The organism is Microbulbifer sp. S227A (assembly GCF_049800935.1).
The window spans coordinates 1-14,913 of record NZ_JBNAFZ010000020.1 but is presented as its reverse complement, the minus strand read 5'-3'; the positions used below and the strand labels follow the sequence as shown (position 1 = coordinate 14,913).

At 55.9% G+C, this 14,913-nt stretch carries 11 protein-coding genes and 3 pseudogenes; 9 read left to right on the top strand and 5 right to left on the bottom strand.

All coding sequences use genetic code 11. The annotated features are described in order from the left end of the window. Window positions 1-22: 22 nt before the first annotated feature. Together ACP15R_RS24965 and ACP15R_RS24960 are read right to left on the bottom strand one after the other, a co-directional pair. Entirely contained in the window at window positions 23-1,870 is a 1,848-nt protein-coding gene (locus ACP15R_RS24965; RefSeq protein ID WP_424988609.1) for a TRAP transporter permease, read from the bottom strand. A gap of 54 nt (window positions 1,871-1,924) precedes the next feature. After that, window positions 1,925-2,884, bottom strand: a complete 960-nt coding sequence (locus tag ACP15R_RS24960; RefSeq protein ID WP_424988608.1) for a TAXI family TRAP transporter solute-binding subunit — start codon at window positions 2,882-2,884, stop codon at window positions 1,925-1,927. A gap of 492 nt (window positions 2,885-3,376) precedes the next feature. Here ACP15R_RS24960 and ACP15R_RS24955 point away from each other — a divergent pair. The 7 genes and pseudogenes from ACP15R_RS24955 to ACP15R_RS24925 form a co-directional block, all read left to right on the top strand. Next, window positions 3,377-3,499: pseudogene (locus tag ACP15R_RS24955) on the top strand (IS110 family transposase); the annotation flags it as partial. A gap of 248 nt (window positions 3,500-3,747) precedes the next feature. Beyond that, a complete protein-coding gene (locus ACP15R_RS24950) occupies window positions 3,748-4,920 on the top strand; it encodes an IS5 family transposase (protein ID WP_424988607.1) in 1,173 nt (390 codons plus the stop codon). A gap of 253 nt (window positions 4,921-5,173) precedes the next feature. Beyond that, the gene (locus ACP15R_RS24945; protein ID WP_424988606.1) at window positions 5,174-5,473 is read left to right on the top strand and encodes a hypothetical protein; all 300 of its coding nucleotides are present in this window, start codon (window positions 5,174-5,176) and stop codon (window positions 5,471-5,473) included. 1,231 nt (window positions 5,474-6,704) lie between these two features. Beyond that, window positions 6,705-7,715 carry a TAXI family TRAP transporter solute-binding subunit gene (locus ACP15R_RS24940; protein ID WP_424988605.1) on the top strand — a complete coding sequence of 337 codons (1,011 nt, stop codon included), beginning with the start codon at window positions 6,705-6,707 and terminating at the stop codon, window positions 7,713-7,715. A gap of 244 nt (window positions 7,716-7,959) precedes the next feature. Continuing rightward, window positions 7,960-9,867, top strand: a complete 1,908-nt coding sequence (locus ACP15R_RS24935; protein WP_424988604.1) for a TRAP transporter permease — start codon at window positions 7,960-7,962, stop codon at window positions 9,865-9,867. A gap of 281 nt (window positions 9,868-10,148) precedes the next feature. After that, window positions 10,149-10,910, top strand: a complete 762-nt coding sequence (locus ACP15R_RS24930) for an HpcH/HpaI aldolase family protein (protein ID WP_424988603.1) — start codon at window positions 10,149-10,151, stop codon at window positions 10,908-10,910. Window positions 10,911-11,208: 298 nt separating this feature from the next. After that, entirely contained in the window at window positions 11,209-12,249 is a 1,041-nt protein-coding gene (locus ACP15R_RS24925) for a LacI family DNA-binding transcriptional regulator (protein ID WP_424988602.1), read from the top strand. A gap of 69 nt (window positions 12,250-12,318) precedes the next feature. Here the strand turns inward: ACP15R_RS24925 and ACP15R_RS24920 are convergent, their stop codons facing one another. The 3 genes and pseudogenes from ACP15R_RS24920 to ACP15R_RS24910 form a co-directional block, all read right to left on the bottom strand. Beyond that, complete coding sequence (locus ACP15R_RS24920) at window positions 12,319-12,792, bottom strand: ISAs1 family transposase (protein ID WP_424988601.1); 474 nt, start codon at window positions 12,790-12,792, stop codon at window positions 12,319-12,321. Between the two features lie 43 nt (window positions 12,793-12,835). Then, entirely contained in the window at window positions 12,836-13,105 is a 270-nt protein-coding gene (locus ACP15R_RS24915; RefSeq protein WP_424988600.1) for a hypothetical protein, read from the bottom strand. Next, a pseudogene (locus ACP15R_RS24910) lies at window positions 13,102-13,353 on the bottom strand (transposase domain-containing protein); the annotation flags it as partial. The gene ACP15R_RS24915 and the pseudogene ACP15R_RS24910, both read right to left, overlap by 4 nt. 54 nt (window positions 13,354-13,407) lie before the next feature. Here ACP15R_RS24910 and ACP15R_RS24905 point away from each other — a divergent pair. Then, a pseudogene (locus ACP15R_RS24905) lies at window positions 13,408-13,647 on the top strand (transposase); the annotation flags it as partial. 79 nt (window positions 13,648-13,726) lie between these two features. Continuing rightward, a protein-coding gene (locus tag ACP15R_RS24900; protein WP_424988599.1) for an IS3 family transposase occupies window positions 13,727-14,886 on the top strand; the annotation gives its coding sequence in 2 pieces (ribosomal slippage) (window positions 13,727-13,976 and window positions 13,976-14,886; 1,161 coding nt in all). The last annotated feature ends 27 nt before the right edge of the window (window positions 14,887-14,913 follow it).

Sequence of the window (14,913 nt, the reverse complement as noted above, 5' to 3'; positions counted from 1 at the left end):
GTTCCTTTGTTTTGGCTTTGCCTCAGGCGGCTGGCGGAAGTTTCCTGAGCCTGAGCGTTTGCAGCAACAGGGCACCGAACAGGGCGACCCCGATCATGCAAGCCCAGATCTGCAAGGACGGGACCAGCACCGTGATCGCCAGCGCGGCAAAGATCCAACGGAACACCTTGCCGACCTCGACCATGAGGTATCCGGTGGTGACAAGCAGCGCAAAGATCGAGAAGGCGCTCACAACCCCGAAGGCCATGGCGATGTCCTGCATGCTGCCGATCCCCAGCAGGCCGGGCTGAAGAACGAACAAAAAGGGCAGCGAGTAGGGCACGATGGCCATCTTGATGCCGCGCCATCCGGCTTCCCAGATCGACGCATTGGCCACCGACGCCGCCGCAATCGTCGCCAACGCGACAGGGGGAGTGATTGCCGCAAGCACGCCATAGTAGAACACAAAGAAATGCGCGGCGAGCGGTGCGACCTCCGCCTGTATCATCGCGGGTGCGACCGTCAGGGCGAGGATGATATAGACCGCAACCGTCGGCAGGCCCATGCCCAGTACGATGGAGCTGATCATGGTCAACAACAGGACCAGCATGATGTTCCCGTCCGAGACGAAAAGAACCGCGTTCACCAGCTTGGTGCCAAGACCGGTCAGCGAGAAGACCCCGATGATGATACCCGCGCTGGCCCCCAGAAGGCCGATAGAGATCATCATGTTCGCGGCCCGCATCGCCGCTTGCGCCATGGACTGGAACGACAGCCATTTGCCGGTTGCAAGCACGGTGGCAAAGGGCACGGATATGATCGCAAAGAGGGCGGCGGTCGAGGCGGTATAGCCCAGACCCAGCAACCCGATCAGCAGCACGGCGATGGGTGCAAGTAGGAACATACCGCGCGCGCTTTTCTGGTCTTCCTCCAGCGGAATGTTGACGGTCTCGGGGCCTTCGTTGCGTCGGCTTGCGTGCACTGACGCAAACAGGGTCACGTAGTAGAAAAAGGCGGGCAAGGCCGCTGCAAGCAGGATTTGAGAGAACGGAATTTGCAGGATTTCGGCCATAATGAACCCTGCTGAGCCCAACACTGGAGGCATGATTTGCGAACCCGTGGAGGCAACGGATTCAATCGCAGCCGCTTCCGACGATTTGTAGCCGGATTGCTTCATCATCGGAATGGTAATGCTGCCCGATGCGATCACATTAGCGACCGCAGCCCCCGTCATCGTTCCGAAAAGAGCGCTTGCAGCGATGGACACCTTGCCGGGCGCACCAGTGCTCTTGCCGAAAAGGCGCATCGACAGGGCGACAACCGCACCCGATCCGCCCGACACTTCCAACAGCGCCGTCAGGATGATGAACACAAAAACAATGTGCAAAATGGTGTTGAGCGCAATCCCATAGATGCCCTCTGTGCCGATGAACAGATGGTTCGACAATGTTGCCAAATCAATCGAGCTATGCCCGATGCCAGGCGGCAGGGCCGAACCCACAAGGGCAAAGACGATGAACAGACCGGCCAGAACGGCAAGCGGACGCGCTCCCCACTGCCAAGTGCAGTAGATCGTCAGAATGATCGCCAAACAGCCTGCGGCGACGTCCCAGTCGGACGGGCCGAGGACCATGATCTGGCTTTGCCGGAAATACGCCCCGAAGGTCACGACAGTGCACCATCCAACCACCGCCATCAAGAGTAGTGACAGCCACGCCAGGGGCCGGTTCTGCCCCGGGGTCATCAGGGCGGCGATCAGCACTCCGCCCCAGAAGATCTTTGTGCTCAGCTGGCCCGGCCAGGTCTCATAGCGAACCAGATAAAGGACACCGCATGTCATCAAGAACAAAAGGACATTCCTGACATGTTTCCAGTAGTCTGTATCGAACACGCTGCACATCCTTGCAGTTTGAAAAGGGTCGGGGCGCCGATCGCGCAGGATCGATCAGATCTTGCCGGCTTTCTTGAGATAGGCTTCAAACCCGTCATGGCGGGGAATGGCCGGAGCCTGCGCCGACAACGGATTGTCAGGCGTGAAGAACCCCATGAGCGGCATGATCGATTTCAGCTCATCGGGATGCGCATATAGAACATCACTGATTTCCTTGATGACATCAGCGCCGACTTCGGCAGCGCCCGCAAAGATCACTTCAGTCCCGAGCGAAGCCACCGCTTCATCCTGACCGCGATAGACACCCGCAGGCAGATCGACCTTGAGGAAGAATTCGTTCTGGCCGTTCACCTTTGACCGAATTTCATCGTCAAGTCCGATGAAGTCGATATCCATCTGGCTTGTAATGTTGAGAAGTGCGGCACCGGGAACGCCGGTGAACATCACGGCTGCATCGAGCTTTCCATCAGAGAGCGAAGCAACCTGTTCGTTGAATGAAAGGAATTGCCCGTCGACATCATCGACCGAAAGGCCGGCCGCTTCCAACGTCGCGATGGCAATCTTGGAACAGGTCGTGCCGGTAGGGCACAGGCCAACCCGCTTGCCTTTCAGATCAGCGATGGAAGTGTAACCCTTCGCGCTCGGGGCGATGAAGCTGTGGTAGTTGTAGTACCCACCCCAGATCGCCCTGAGGTTTTCAACTGCATTGCCCTCAAAGGGTCCCTGCCCCTTGTAGGCCTCGATCGCGGCGGACGGTGTGAGCAGACCAAAATGTGCCTTGCCGCGCAGAATAAAGCCAGAGGTTTCGGTTGTACCGCCCGTTGGCAGAACTTCGATCCGAACCGTGTCGGAGTGTTTGTTGACAACCTGCGCGATTGCGCTGCCCACGAAGTATGACGTGCCGCCGGTGGAACCCGTCGCGACGATGAATGTCTCGGCTGACTGCGCAACACTGCCACCAAAAGCAACGCTGGCTGCCAATGCGAACGCCCTGCCGAAGCTGTTCAGTAACATCTCTTCCTCCCCAAGATAGTTGATCTACGTATGTCACATATAGTGATGTTCGTATGTCATGGTCAAGATAATTCTCGCAAGGCACGAATTCGGCCATCATTGTCCCGTAGCGGATTGCAAATGCTCGCGAGTGGAAAAAACTTGGTGATCGACGTGGTGGAGTCTCGGAGCAAGGTGAAGTGGTCCCACCTTTTCGGACAGTTTTGCAGCTTTGCTAAGGTGTATCGTGTTTAGGTTTTATGCTGCCTTTTGCTTTTCCAGGCCTGCCCAATATGGGTCACGTCCGTCAAGGTGGTGTAATTTATCGGGTGGCCTGAGTTCATGATCAAGCGGCTTTGATGCTGATAATTGGGTCTGTCTCCTCGTTGTCAATCTGGGCGAAAGCCTCGACCATCATGTAACGGCTGGCTGTTTGCCATTTGATGGCATGGACCATCTCTTCGGCAACGTTGCGATGTAGGCTGGTCGACGCAATCAAATCAGGAGCCAGCCATGTCTGTCACAACAATCGGTCTCGATCTCGCCAAGTCGATCTTCCAGGTTCACGGCGTCGACGCACAAGGGCGCGCCGTTCTCAAGCGTCGTATTCGGCGTCGCGACCTACTTGCCTTCTTTCAAGAGGCGTTGTTGCGCGGACTGCCAGACGGCCGATATCGAGACGTTCTGTTTTTTTCAGGATGCTGTAAATGCCGCACAAATTTAACGCCGCTCGTCGTGACAAGATCCCGAAGCAAAAGTATCGGGTGACCAACTGGTCTGAATACAACGAAGGCCTGCGGCAGCGCGGTGATCTGACGATTTGGATGAGTGAGGATACTATTAGGTCATGGTTCATCTTCAGCACGGTAACGGCGGGGGTGAAGATGCGCGGGACGGACGAGACGAGCAGGTCGCTATTCAGCTATGTCGATCTGGAAGAGCGCATTCCGCCGCGACACCCGCTGCGCAAGATCAGACAAGTGGTCAATGACGCGCTCGCCAGTCTGGATGGCGAATTTGAGGCGCTTTACACCGATTTCGGTCGCCCTTCGATCCCGCCGGAACGGCTTATCCGGGCGGGTTTGCTCCAGATCCTGTTTTCGATCCGATCCGAGCGGCAGCTCATGGAGCAGATGGATTACAACTTGATGTTCCGCTGGTTTGTCGGCCTCGGGATCGACGATCAGGTATGGGTGCCGACCGTGTTCACGAAGAACCGCGACCGGCTGCTGACGACCGACATGTCGCGCAAGGTGATGGCGGCGATCCTGGCCCACCGCGAGGTCGCGCCGCGACTATCGGACGAGCATTTCTCGGTCGATGGCACGCTCATCAAGGCCTGGGCGTCGATGAAGAGCTTTCAGCCGAAGGAAGAGGCCACACCCCCTGACGATGGCGGGTCGGACGATCCGCCCACCCCGGATAACGCCCCCAAAACCAAGCCTTCCGAGACCCAAGCCGAGACCGATCCGATGCCCTCCAACACCCACCGCCACCGCAACGCCGAAGTCGACTTCAAGGGCGAGAAGCGCTCGAATGCCACCCATGCCTCGACCACAGACCCGGACGCACGGCTCTACAAGAAATCCCCTGGCACCGGGGCCATGCTGTGCTTCATCGGGCATGCCTTGATGGAGAACCGCTCGGGCCTGATCGTTCAAGGCGACTTGACCCAGGCCGACGGCCATGCTGAACGCAAGGCAGCATTGGACATGGTTCACCGCCATGCCCCGGGATCGACCCGACAGCTGACGCTGGGGGCGGACAAGGGGTATGACGCATCGGGCTTCGTGTCCGATCTGCGCCAAGCCTGCGTCACGCCCCATGTCGCCCAGAAATCACGATACTCAGCGATAGATGGCAGAACCACCCGGCATGAGGGCTATGCCCTGTCCCAGAAGCACCGAAAGAGGATCGAAGAACCGTTTGGCTGGGCTAAGACAGTCGGTGGCATGGCCCAGACCATGTATCGCGGCGTCGAGCGGGTTCGTTCTCGGTTCATCCTGACGATGGCCGCCAACAACCTCGCAAGGCTGCCCCGGTTGCTGACTGCATGACGAGGGACAAAGGCACCCGGCGCAAACGTCAAACGCGCCGACAGAACTGAGATTACGCGACCCGGCCCTGATGACGGGACAGCGTTCCGGATCAGGGACTATTTCAGCGACCTGTTAACGCCCTATTCTGCGCTGAGCCGGAGTCGACCCCATCCTGACCGATACTCCAGGAGCGCTAAAATCGCTGAGCATTGGTTGAATGATCTCATCGCAAAGGCTATGGTAGTCCAATAGAGCACCAAGGGGTGAACCAATGGGCGTCCACAAGCAAAGCGTCAGTTTCACGGACGCGGCCTTCGCCTTCGCCCGTGAGCTGGTTGAAAGCGGTGAGTATCCAAACGTCAGTGCCGCCGTATCAGGTGAGATGGCCCGCGCCAAGGCAAGCCGCGACAAGGCGCGCGCCCTGTTTGAAGCGGAGGTTCAACGCCGGCTGACCTTGCCGTCGGACAGATGGGAGCCGGTAGGGGCGCTCGATGAGTTCACGGCGGACGCTCGAAAGCACCTTGCCAGGATCGCCGCCAAAGGACGGCCAGACACAGACCCGCCCAAATGACCCGTCAGGTGAAGCACCCGCTCGTCGGGAATGACTTGATCGCATTGGTTGATCATATCATCGAGAGTACTGACGGCGACACACAAGCGGCCGCCCGGCGGCTCGGGGTGCCGTCAAGGTGACGGCATATTGCGATGCCTGCAGATGGCGGCATCCACACCATCATATCCCTTTCTCAGTTGAGAATTGACGGCGCTTCGACACCGCCATGATATGCCGCCCCTCAGGGCATCACCAACTTTCAGCCTTATCTCTTGTCAACATGACCTAAGATCCGGGAGGATTACCAACCTGCCGCCCACGTTTCATCAACCCACATCGCGATGTAGGCAATGAGTCGGCTCGCGGTGGACAGATAACAAATTTGCGGTAACGTTCCTTTCTTGGGTCGGCTGCACCGACTGGAACTACGAGGCCCTTGGACTCTGCCTTGCTGACTGTCAGAAAGGGATAGCGCTTCGTTTGCCGCTGCCAACGTTCACGAACTACTGGAAACGCGAGACGAGTGTCAGCCCCTGCAAGAGCAACTGGTGACACGCGAACTAATTATTATCAACAAGGTCGAGTTCGGGCCACTTTGCAAGGCCCTAGCCTCCCTGCGAAACGAGCGCGACGTCGTTGTAAAAACCCTAAGCTTGCTAGTTTTGACTGAAAAGTATTTTATAACAATTACCTAAAAGAGTTCACTCGTCCAGGAGGCAGGCCAGGACAGCGCTACGGTGATGTATGGTGGCGACCTTTGAATCGCTCAATGCAATACATTGCAGAAGCCCGGAACCAAGGTGATTCGGCAAACGCCAGCGAAATGGGAAGCGCCTTTCTGAGAACGGCAGCCACGCCGACACTACTCGACTTCTGCACCGCAGATAACAGTTCATCCCGCATCGTTAATGACGCATCATAGTACATTCAATTTTCGAACTTTTTTCAATTCATGCGTATACCTAGATCTGTGAACTGCACAAAAAACAGCCTGGCGGCGAACATTCATGCGTGACATGCGGGCATTTTTGTGAGAACGTTCTCGCACGATGAGCGCAGTTGACCTTGAGAGATTCCTCTTCAATGAAACACAACGTCAGACACGCCCAAGAACTGATGGTCGGCTCTCATGATTGGCCTCTTGTTGGCAAGGGCGTTCTCAACGAAGTGGGCATCTCTGCCCTCAACAAACAGCCACTTCTTGCAGAAGGCTATGGTGGCGAAACTGGCTTAAAAAGGGAGTTAGCCAATGAAAAAATCACGTGTGTTTTCCACTCTGATCGGAGCAGTTTTGTCTTTGCCTCTTTCGCTCTCGAGCGCGATTGCGGCGGATCCGGTCAACTTGACCATCATTGCTCAGCAACCAGGCTCCAGCTTCTATGCCTATGCTACAACGATCTCGCAACTCCTCAATGAATCGCTTCCAGAGGGCTCCAGCGTCAATATCGTTCCTCGTGGCGGTTCCGTTGCCAACCCAACTGCTTTGAATGCTGGCAACGGCGATCTCGCATTCGGCCTCTCTTACACCGCAAAACTTGCGTATCTAGGTGACGAAGAGGTCTATGCCGGTCGTGGCGCTCACAAAAACATCATGGGCGTGACTGGCGGTATGCACATGTCCTACACCTACGTTCTGGCTCGTCGCGACTACATTGAGAAAACCGGCCTGTCCTCTCTAGAAGAGATGCTGGCCAGTGATGACCTTCCTCGAATTGCTATGAAACCGCAGGGTTCCATCGTTCTGCCGATCGCGGAAAACATCCTCAGCACCTACGGCTGGAGCCTTGAAAAACTCCGTGACGCCAAGAAACTGACTCAGGGCCAGCCGTCCCAGATCAGCGAAATGCTTCGTGATAACCGCGTCGATGTATATTTCGAAAACGCGCCAACCAACCATGCCGGTGTAACGGAAGTCACGCTGACCAACGACATGATGTTTCTTCCGATCTCAAAGGAGGCATCGGACCTACTCGTTGAAAACGGCATGACGGCCCAAACCGTCCCTGCGGGAACCTATCGCGGCATGGAGGAAGATTATGAAACCACTGCAACCGGAATGGTTATCATGGCCAACAAGAATAGTTCGGAAGATGCGATCTACGAGTTTACCAAGGCCATCGCCGAAGGTTACAATCAACTGGTTTCCGAAAATGCCGCCTTGTCCCATTGGGATCCGAAGGCAACCATTGGCATTGAATTCACAGCTCTTCCTCTGCATCCGGGTGCAGAAAAATACTATAAGGAAGCTGGTTGGAAGTAATCTCCAGATAGAAACAGGGAATGGCGATCTCCGCCACTCCCATTGACATCCGGCCTTCTTGAAAATGCCCATGTCTCTGTCTTCACGCGCAATAAGGTTCCGGAACCGAATACACCTTTTAGGATGCGCAACAGGGCATGTCTTGGGAATACCAATTCACAAGACTTCAACAACAGAATGAAAATATCGCTCAGATCTAAACCGAAGAAATGGTTTATTGACCAAGCGCTCGAGGAAAAATGCGATGAGTTTGCGTCTAAGCGGAATACGTAGTATTTTGGCGAGCGTTACAGGTATCTTTTACGTGCTGCTGATGATCAAGCAGTTCTTTGTGCCTGATGCGCCCATGTTGATCATACCGTTTCACGTTTTTGTAACACTTGGACTTGTCTATCTTTTTATACCCTTCAAGTATAAGGGCAAGACCCCCCTCCTTTCTCATATCTTTGACTTGGCCGCGTATGCCTTCTGCCTGTTTCTTGCTTACTACTACTGGCAGAATGTAGAGCGAAATCAGCTTCGCTTTGAGAGCATCGATCCGGTCTACATTGGTGAGGTTCTCGCGTTCTGGGTTGGTCTACCCCTCTTGTTGGAGGGTGTCCGCAGAACAACTGGTTGGGGCCTTGTCTGTGTTTTGGGCGCTTTTCTCGCCTATGGAACCGGCTTTATGGACATGCCTGGCTGGTTAAATTTCCCCGGCTTCTCGCACAGTGATTATGTCGAAATTACAATGTTGGGCACCGAAGGTGTTTTCGGTGTAGCCGCCAACGCCATGGTTTCCATGGTCTTCTACTTTGTTCTTTTCGGTGCAATCTTTTCGGCGACCGGTGGCGGCAATGTCTTTATTGATCTCGCCCTTCTCGCCTCCGGACGCTTTGTCGGCGGTGCTGCGAAATCCGCCATTGTCGCGAGTTCCTTGTTTGGGACCGTCAGTGGGGCTGCAGTCGCGAACGTAACTTCCACCGGTGTATTGACGATCCCTCTAATGAAGCGCACCGGCTACACCCCAGAGCAAGCAGCGGCCACAGAAGCCGTTGCATCGACCGGTGGTCAATTGATGCCACCCATCATGGGTGTTGCCGCATTTGTGATGGCTGACCTGCTTGGAGTGCCCTACGTCACAATCGCCTTGGCAGGCATCATTCCTGCTCTTGGATATTATGTAGCGCTTTTTGTCAGTGTCGACTTGCTCGCCCGCAAGGCGAATATCGGCTCTATCAGCTACGTGGATCTCAAGGAGAATATGCACCCACTGAGACCGAGAGCCCACTTACTAATCGCACCGCTTGTTATCGTTCTCGGGCTGTTCAGCGGATATTCGGTCTCCCTATCGGCCTTGTCAGGCACCGCAGCGGCCGTTCTCTTGCCCTTCCTGCGCAAGTCTACCCGGTATCATGTCAAGGACATTATCACCATGGTCGTAGACTGCGCGAAACAGATGGCAGTTATCTCGGTTGCCGTGTCCGCGGTTGGTGTCATCATTGCGGTTTCGATCCAATCCGGTGTCGCAATCAAGTTTGTTACGCTTCTCGCCGATGTTGGCTCGGGCAACCTGCTGCTCTCACTGTTCCTAGTGATCTTGGGATGTCTTACTCTTGGCATGGGACTGCCAACGGTCGCAGCTTATATCATCAGCGCTGTCATCTTCGTGCCAGCACTCGGTCGACTGGGCGTCGATCCGCTGGCGGCACATTTCTTCGTGCTCTATTACAGCGTACTGTCCATGATCACGCCGCCCGTTTGCCTTGCTGCCTTTGCCGGTGCAGGCATTGCAAAGGCCGATGCCAATAAAACAGGCTTGTTGGCACTGTCCTTGGCCATGGTGATCTTCGTGCTGCCGTTTGGCTTTGTCAGGGACATGGCTCTTCTGGGTCAAGGCTCTAAGGGCACTATTCTTGCGGCCTGCTTTGGTATCCTGTGCGCCACTACATCTTGGGCTATCGCCCTGCAAGGTTGGCTTGGTGTGCGCCTGAAGCTTCTGCAACGTGCCATGTTTATCGTACTCTGCATCGTGATCATCTATGAACCGACAATGTCGATCATGTGGCTGGCTGCTGTTGTGATATTCGTGGCACTTTGCGGCCTCCTTATCTATCGCGGGAAAGGAAGCTTCGGGCCGAAACGCATCAGCGCGGTAGATCCGCCTTCCTAGGATGATTTCAAATCAGGGCAGAATGGCATTACTGTCTTGCTGCTTGAAGCCTTCCTCACGTGTTTTGAATGTCTGAAACGATAGGAATGGGCGCAATGATCAGCCGGCACCGAAAGGGCAGAATTTCGGTTTCGTAGGAGGCCAAAAATAACGAGAGTCGCGTGAAAGACCTTGTATCTTCCCGGATCAAGATAACACGCGCGGCCCCGGTGATTTGGTGAATGAACTGGAGATTTCTTCTCTGGTTACACTTGACAAACCCGAATGGAACGAGAGAGAAAATGCGTGAAAACAGAATTCTGAAAGTATGGTCTGAAAACGGTGTGGTCATTAACGGATGGCTGCACAATCCAAGCTCGTATAGCGCCGAAGTCCTGGCGAACCAGGACTATGACTGTCTGACCATAGACCTTCAGCATGGTATGATCGACTTTCAGGCAGCATTTGGTATGCTTCAGGCCATCTCAAGCAAACCGGTTTCGCCGATTGTTCGCGTACCATCCCACGACCAAGCCATGATGATGAAAATGCTGGATGCCGGTGCCTATGGTCTGATTTGCCCGTTCATCAACAACCGGGAAGAATGCGAGAAATTTGTGGGTGCTTGCAAATATCCTCCAGTCGGCGTGCGCAGCAATGGCGCTCACAGGGCTATGAATTATGCCGGCGCCGATTACATGCAACATGCTGACGATACCATTGTCACGCTCGCTATGATCGAGACGGTTGAAGGACTGAAGAACGTCGACGAAATCGCGTCCGTCGATGGTCTGTCAGGGTTGTTCGTCGGGCCGGCGGATTTGGCTTTCAGTCTGGGGCTCAAGCCTCAACTTGAATTGGTCGATCCTGTTTTAGATGAAGCTATCGACACCATCATTGCTGCGGCCAAACGGCACAATATTAACGTTGGCACTGTATCTTCCAACGGCGAGGCGGCAAGAAAATGCGTTGAGCGCGGCTTCAACTTTGTTTCTCCAGGAACAGAAACTGGGCTTCTTGCTGGTGCAGCCGCGTCCAACATCAAAATAGCGCGCGGACAATAAGACATCGCCAAGGTGGCGCTTCTTTTGCGGCGGGCGGTCCAGAATCGCTCTCGTAGACGTTTGAAGTTTGTCATTTTAGAAGGTCCGGTGCTCTAGTTTCGAGTTCTACAATACCGTCAGGCGGCATTCTTCCCTTGAGAAAAGAACGTGAAGGGAGGCATACTGGCACGGTCGGGTTCAGACCTTGCCGGCATGAAAATCAACTAGGACGCATCTTGGAAAAACCGCTCGGTCGTCCAGAGAACGGTGGGACCGCTTCGTGGCTGCCCTGTCTTCTTTAATTGAGAGGCGTTAGTTTATGTCAGGCCGTGTCACCATTAAGGATATTGCTAGCTCACTGGGAGTGTCTGTTTCCACGGTTGGTCGCGCATTATCCGGCCAGGACCGTATCAGTGCGCGCACACGCCGACAGATCCTTGATGAGGCTGATCGTCTTGGCTACGTAGCCAACTCCGCAGCTCGCGTTATGCGGGCGGGCCATAGCAACCTGATTGGGCTCGTCATCCCGGAAATTGAGAATGACGCCAATGCTGCCATTGCGCGCTGTGTTGCGGAAAGTTGCGCGGCGAGAGGTTATCAGATGGTATTGTTCATCTCCAGCGACGACCGAGATCGTGAATTGGCCAATATCCGCGCTCTTGCTGAAATGCGTTGTGCCGGTGCCATTGTCACTCTGGGACCTTCACCTCATCGCGAGACCATTAGGCTGCTGTCAAGCATGCCGGTGGTTCAGATCATGCGCCATACATCCAAACTTATCTCGGACTCTATCACCATGGACGACCGCAACGGGATTGCACAAGCGGTTCGCCATCTGGCTGAACTGGGGCACAAGCGTATTGGCTTTGTGGGGGGGAGTGATAAACTGAGTACCGGTGTCAATCGTATCGTCGGCTTCGACGCCGGTTTGGTCGGCGAGGGATTGGTTCGCGATGATGCACTCGTCATTACCGGTCCAGTACGTGCATCCTTTGCCCGCAAAGCAACAGAGCAGCTCCTGAATTCGGAAAATCCACCGACGGCCATTGTTGCGGCCGCTGTTCGGCTCACGATCGGGGTTTTGGAGACAGTTAACAAATTCGGTCTGAAAGTGCCTGACGATATTTCTATAATCGGCTATACGGATCCGCTTTGGCTGCGTGGTTGGGGGCCAGGGATAACGACCATTTCAATTCCTGTACATGAGGCAGGGATAGCCGCAGCTTCGCTACTTATACAACGCATACAAGATAAAGGAAAAAAAAGGGCCGTTGCTTCGGTGTATACACCCAACCTGATCGTTCGTAACAGCACAACTGTCCCTAGACCCCATGATCGGTTTCTGAACAGACTGGGTTAGCGGCCTCTCCCGCGGCATTCTCCGTTCGAGGGTTGCACCCGGCTGGCGGGCAGGGCAATCGCGTTTGGCTCAGGCGGCTGCCAGTCCATTGAGAATGCTGCGTAGGAAGGCGTCGTCCCAGCCTGCGCGCTGGAGTTTCATTGAGAGCGAGCCTTTCGACGTGTCCCTGCGGGCGACGTCCAGCGCCCGACGGCGCAGGACGGCGATGTTCGCCGGGCCGTTATCCTTTCGGTTGCGCGCCGCGTCTTCGCGAAACGAGACGTCGAGCTGCCAGTGCAGCGCGTTCTCGATGGCCCAGTGAGCGCGGACCGTGGCCATGAGGACCTCCGGCGTTGGCAGCCAGGACAGGGCGAAGAAGCGCGTCTCGGAGGTGGTTCTGCCATCGGTCTCACGGCTCGCTTCGATCCGTCCGAACCCCTTGAGCCCAGGGAATTCATGATGTTCCGCCAGCCCCTTTGGCAGATACGACCATGGCCGTCCGTGTCTCCTGCCGGCCGTGGCCGGCCTCCTCCTGCCGGACAACCGTAAGCGTAGGCTGATCACCCATCGTTTGACGGCTTGACTGCGTTTGGACGGTCGTCAGAGGTCAGTCTATCAGCTTTGCGTCTTTCGCGCGTTTGATCGTGTCCAAGACGCTTGTGAGGGTACCGATTGCGCCGAAAGTTTCGTGCTTTGTCATGTTTTCGTTGCGCTCGAATACGTCCATGCCTTGGGTCAGGAGCGCCATGATTTGTGCTTCACCGATAGCGTTCATGCGCATTGCTTCGACGATGATGGTTTCCATGAGCATCTGCTGCGCCGCGACCTGTCCCGCGATCACCTCGATGCTGCGCTCGACGTCCTTGATCTTGCTCATGCGTGCCGCGCCTCGTCTGGTTTGAAGTTCCATGGCAGGAGGTCTTGGATATCTTCCTGCATATGTCCATTCAGTATCTTTTCCAGGACGTGTTCGAGATAGGCCTGCGGGTTGATGCCGTTCAGTTTGCAGGTTCCGACCAGCGATGCCATGCGGGCCCAAGTGACCGCGCCGTCGTCATTGCCTGCGAAGAGTGCATTTTTCCTCGTGAGAGGAATCGGTCTGATCGCATTCTCGACTGGACGTGTCGCGGTTTGATGCCGCTCCTTTGATAGCATTTATTGCAACAAAGGAGACGAACTATGGGATTGAGACGGACGGATGAATTCCGGGCTGACGCTGTGCGGATCGCGCTAACCAGCGGTCTGACACGCAAGCAGGTGGCATCGGATTTGGGTGTTGGCCTTTCAACACTGAACAAGTGGGTGACGGCGCATCGTGATACCGAGGTTGTGTCAGACAAAGACCTCGACCTTGCCCGGGAGAATGAACGGCTTCGACGGGAGAACCGTATTCTCAAGGAGGAGAGGGACATCCTAAAAAACCGTTCCGGGTGACCTGCCCCCCGCGAAATCCCTCACCTTGATGTAGAGTCTGCGCCAACTCTGAAGGAGCAGACACATGCGAAAGAGCCGTTTCACCGAGGCGCAGATAATCGGGATGATCAAGGAACAGGAAGCCGGAATGCCGACTGCGGAGGTGTGTCGCCGGCACGGCTTGAGCACGGCGACATTCTACAAACTGAAGGCCAAGTATGGCGGCATGGAGGTGTCCGAGGCTGCGAGGCTGAAGGCCCTTGAGGACGAGAATGCCAAGCTGAAGCGCCTGCTGGCGGACACCATGCTGGACAACGTCGTGTTGAAAGACCTGCTGGGAAAGAGCTGACGACATTGACCAAGCGGCGAGACGCGGCGCTCCGGGTGATGCGAGATCATGACATCTCGCAGCGCCGGGCGTGTCGGCTGGTTGGTGTCGATCCCAAGACAGTCCGGCGTGAACGCCCGCCGGACAGTGCCGATATCCGCAAGGAGATGCAGGAGATCGCGGGCAAGCGGCGTCGGTTCGGGTATCGCCGGATCGGCGTCCTGCTGGAACGCAAGGGCATGATCATGAACCACAAGAAGCTGTATCGCATCTACCGCGAGGAAGGGCTGTCCGTAAAACGACGGCGCGGCCGGAAGCGAGCTCGTGGCACCAGAACACCGATGCCGTCGGCCCCGTGCGCCAACGCGCGCTGGTCATTGGACTTCGTCTCTGACAGCTTTGGTGCCGGGCGCAAGTTCCGGATCCTGGCGGTGATCGATGACTGCACCCGGGAATGCCTGTGCCTGGTTGCCGATACCAGCCTGTCCGGGGCAAGGGTTGCCCGGGAACTCAGCGCCCTCATCCGGGTCTACGGCAAGCCCGGCTGTATTGTCAGCGACAACGGGACCGAGTTCACCAGTCGGGCCATCCTGAAATGGGCCGACGAGAAGAAAGTGCAGTGGCACTACATCGACCCCGGAAAACCGCAGCAAAACGCGTTCATCGAAAGCTTCAACGGCAGCCTGCGGGACGAGCTGTTGAACGAAGAGATCTTCGACAGCCTGGACGACGCACGTCGGAAGCTGGCCCTCTGGCGCTACGACTACAATACGGACCGCCCGCATTCGTCCCTGGCCAACCAGACCCCGCAGCAAGCGCGCCGGACGCTTGAGCAATTTGAGGGCTCCGCGCCCGGCGCGCTTGCGCCAGATGACAAAGCCGAATACCCTAATCCAACCTGCAGACTCTCATTATGAATGAGGGACCAGCAGGGGGCAGGTCAC

Excerpts from the sequence above, each read along its gene's own strand:
- ACP15R_RS24960 (WP_424988608.1), bottom strand. The coding sequence starts at position 2,884 with ATGTTACTGAACAGCTTCGGCAGGGCGTTCGCATTGGCAGCCAGCGTT.
- ACP15R_RS24950 (WP_424988607.1), top strand. The coding sequence starts at position 3,748 with ATGCGCGGGACGGACGAGACGAGCAGGTCGCTATTCAGCTATGTCGAT.
- ACP15R_RS24945 (WP_424988606.1), top strand. The coding sequence starts at position 5,174 with ATGGGCGTCCACAAGCAAAGCGTCAGTTTCACGGACGCGGCCTTCGCC.
- ACP15R_RS24940 (WP_424988605.1), top strand. The coding sequence starts at position 6,705 with ATGAAAAAATCACGTGTGTTTTCCACTCTGATCGGAGCAGTTTTGTCT.
- ACP15R_RS24935 (WP_424988604.1), top strand. The coding sequence starts at position 7,960 with ATGAGTTTGCGTCTAAGCGGAATACGTAGTATTTTGGCGAGCGTTACA.
- ACP15R_RS24930 (WP_424988603.1), top strand. The coding sequence starts at position 10,149 with ATGCGTGAAAACAGAATTCTGAAAGTATGGTCTGAAAACGGTGTGGTC.
- ACP15R_RS24925 (WP_424988602.1), top strand. The coding sequence starts at position 11,209 with ATGTCAGGCCGTGTCACCATTAAGGATATTGCTAGCTCACTGGGAGTG.
- ACP15R_RS24915 (WP_424988600.1), bottom strand. The coding sequence starts at position 13,105 with ATGAGCAAGATCAAGGACGTCGAGCGCAGCATCGAGGTGATCGCGGGA.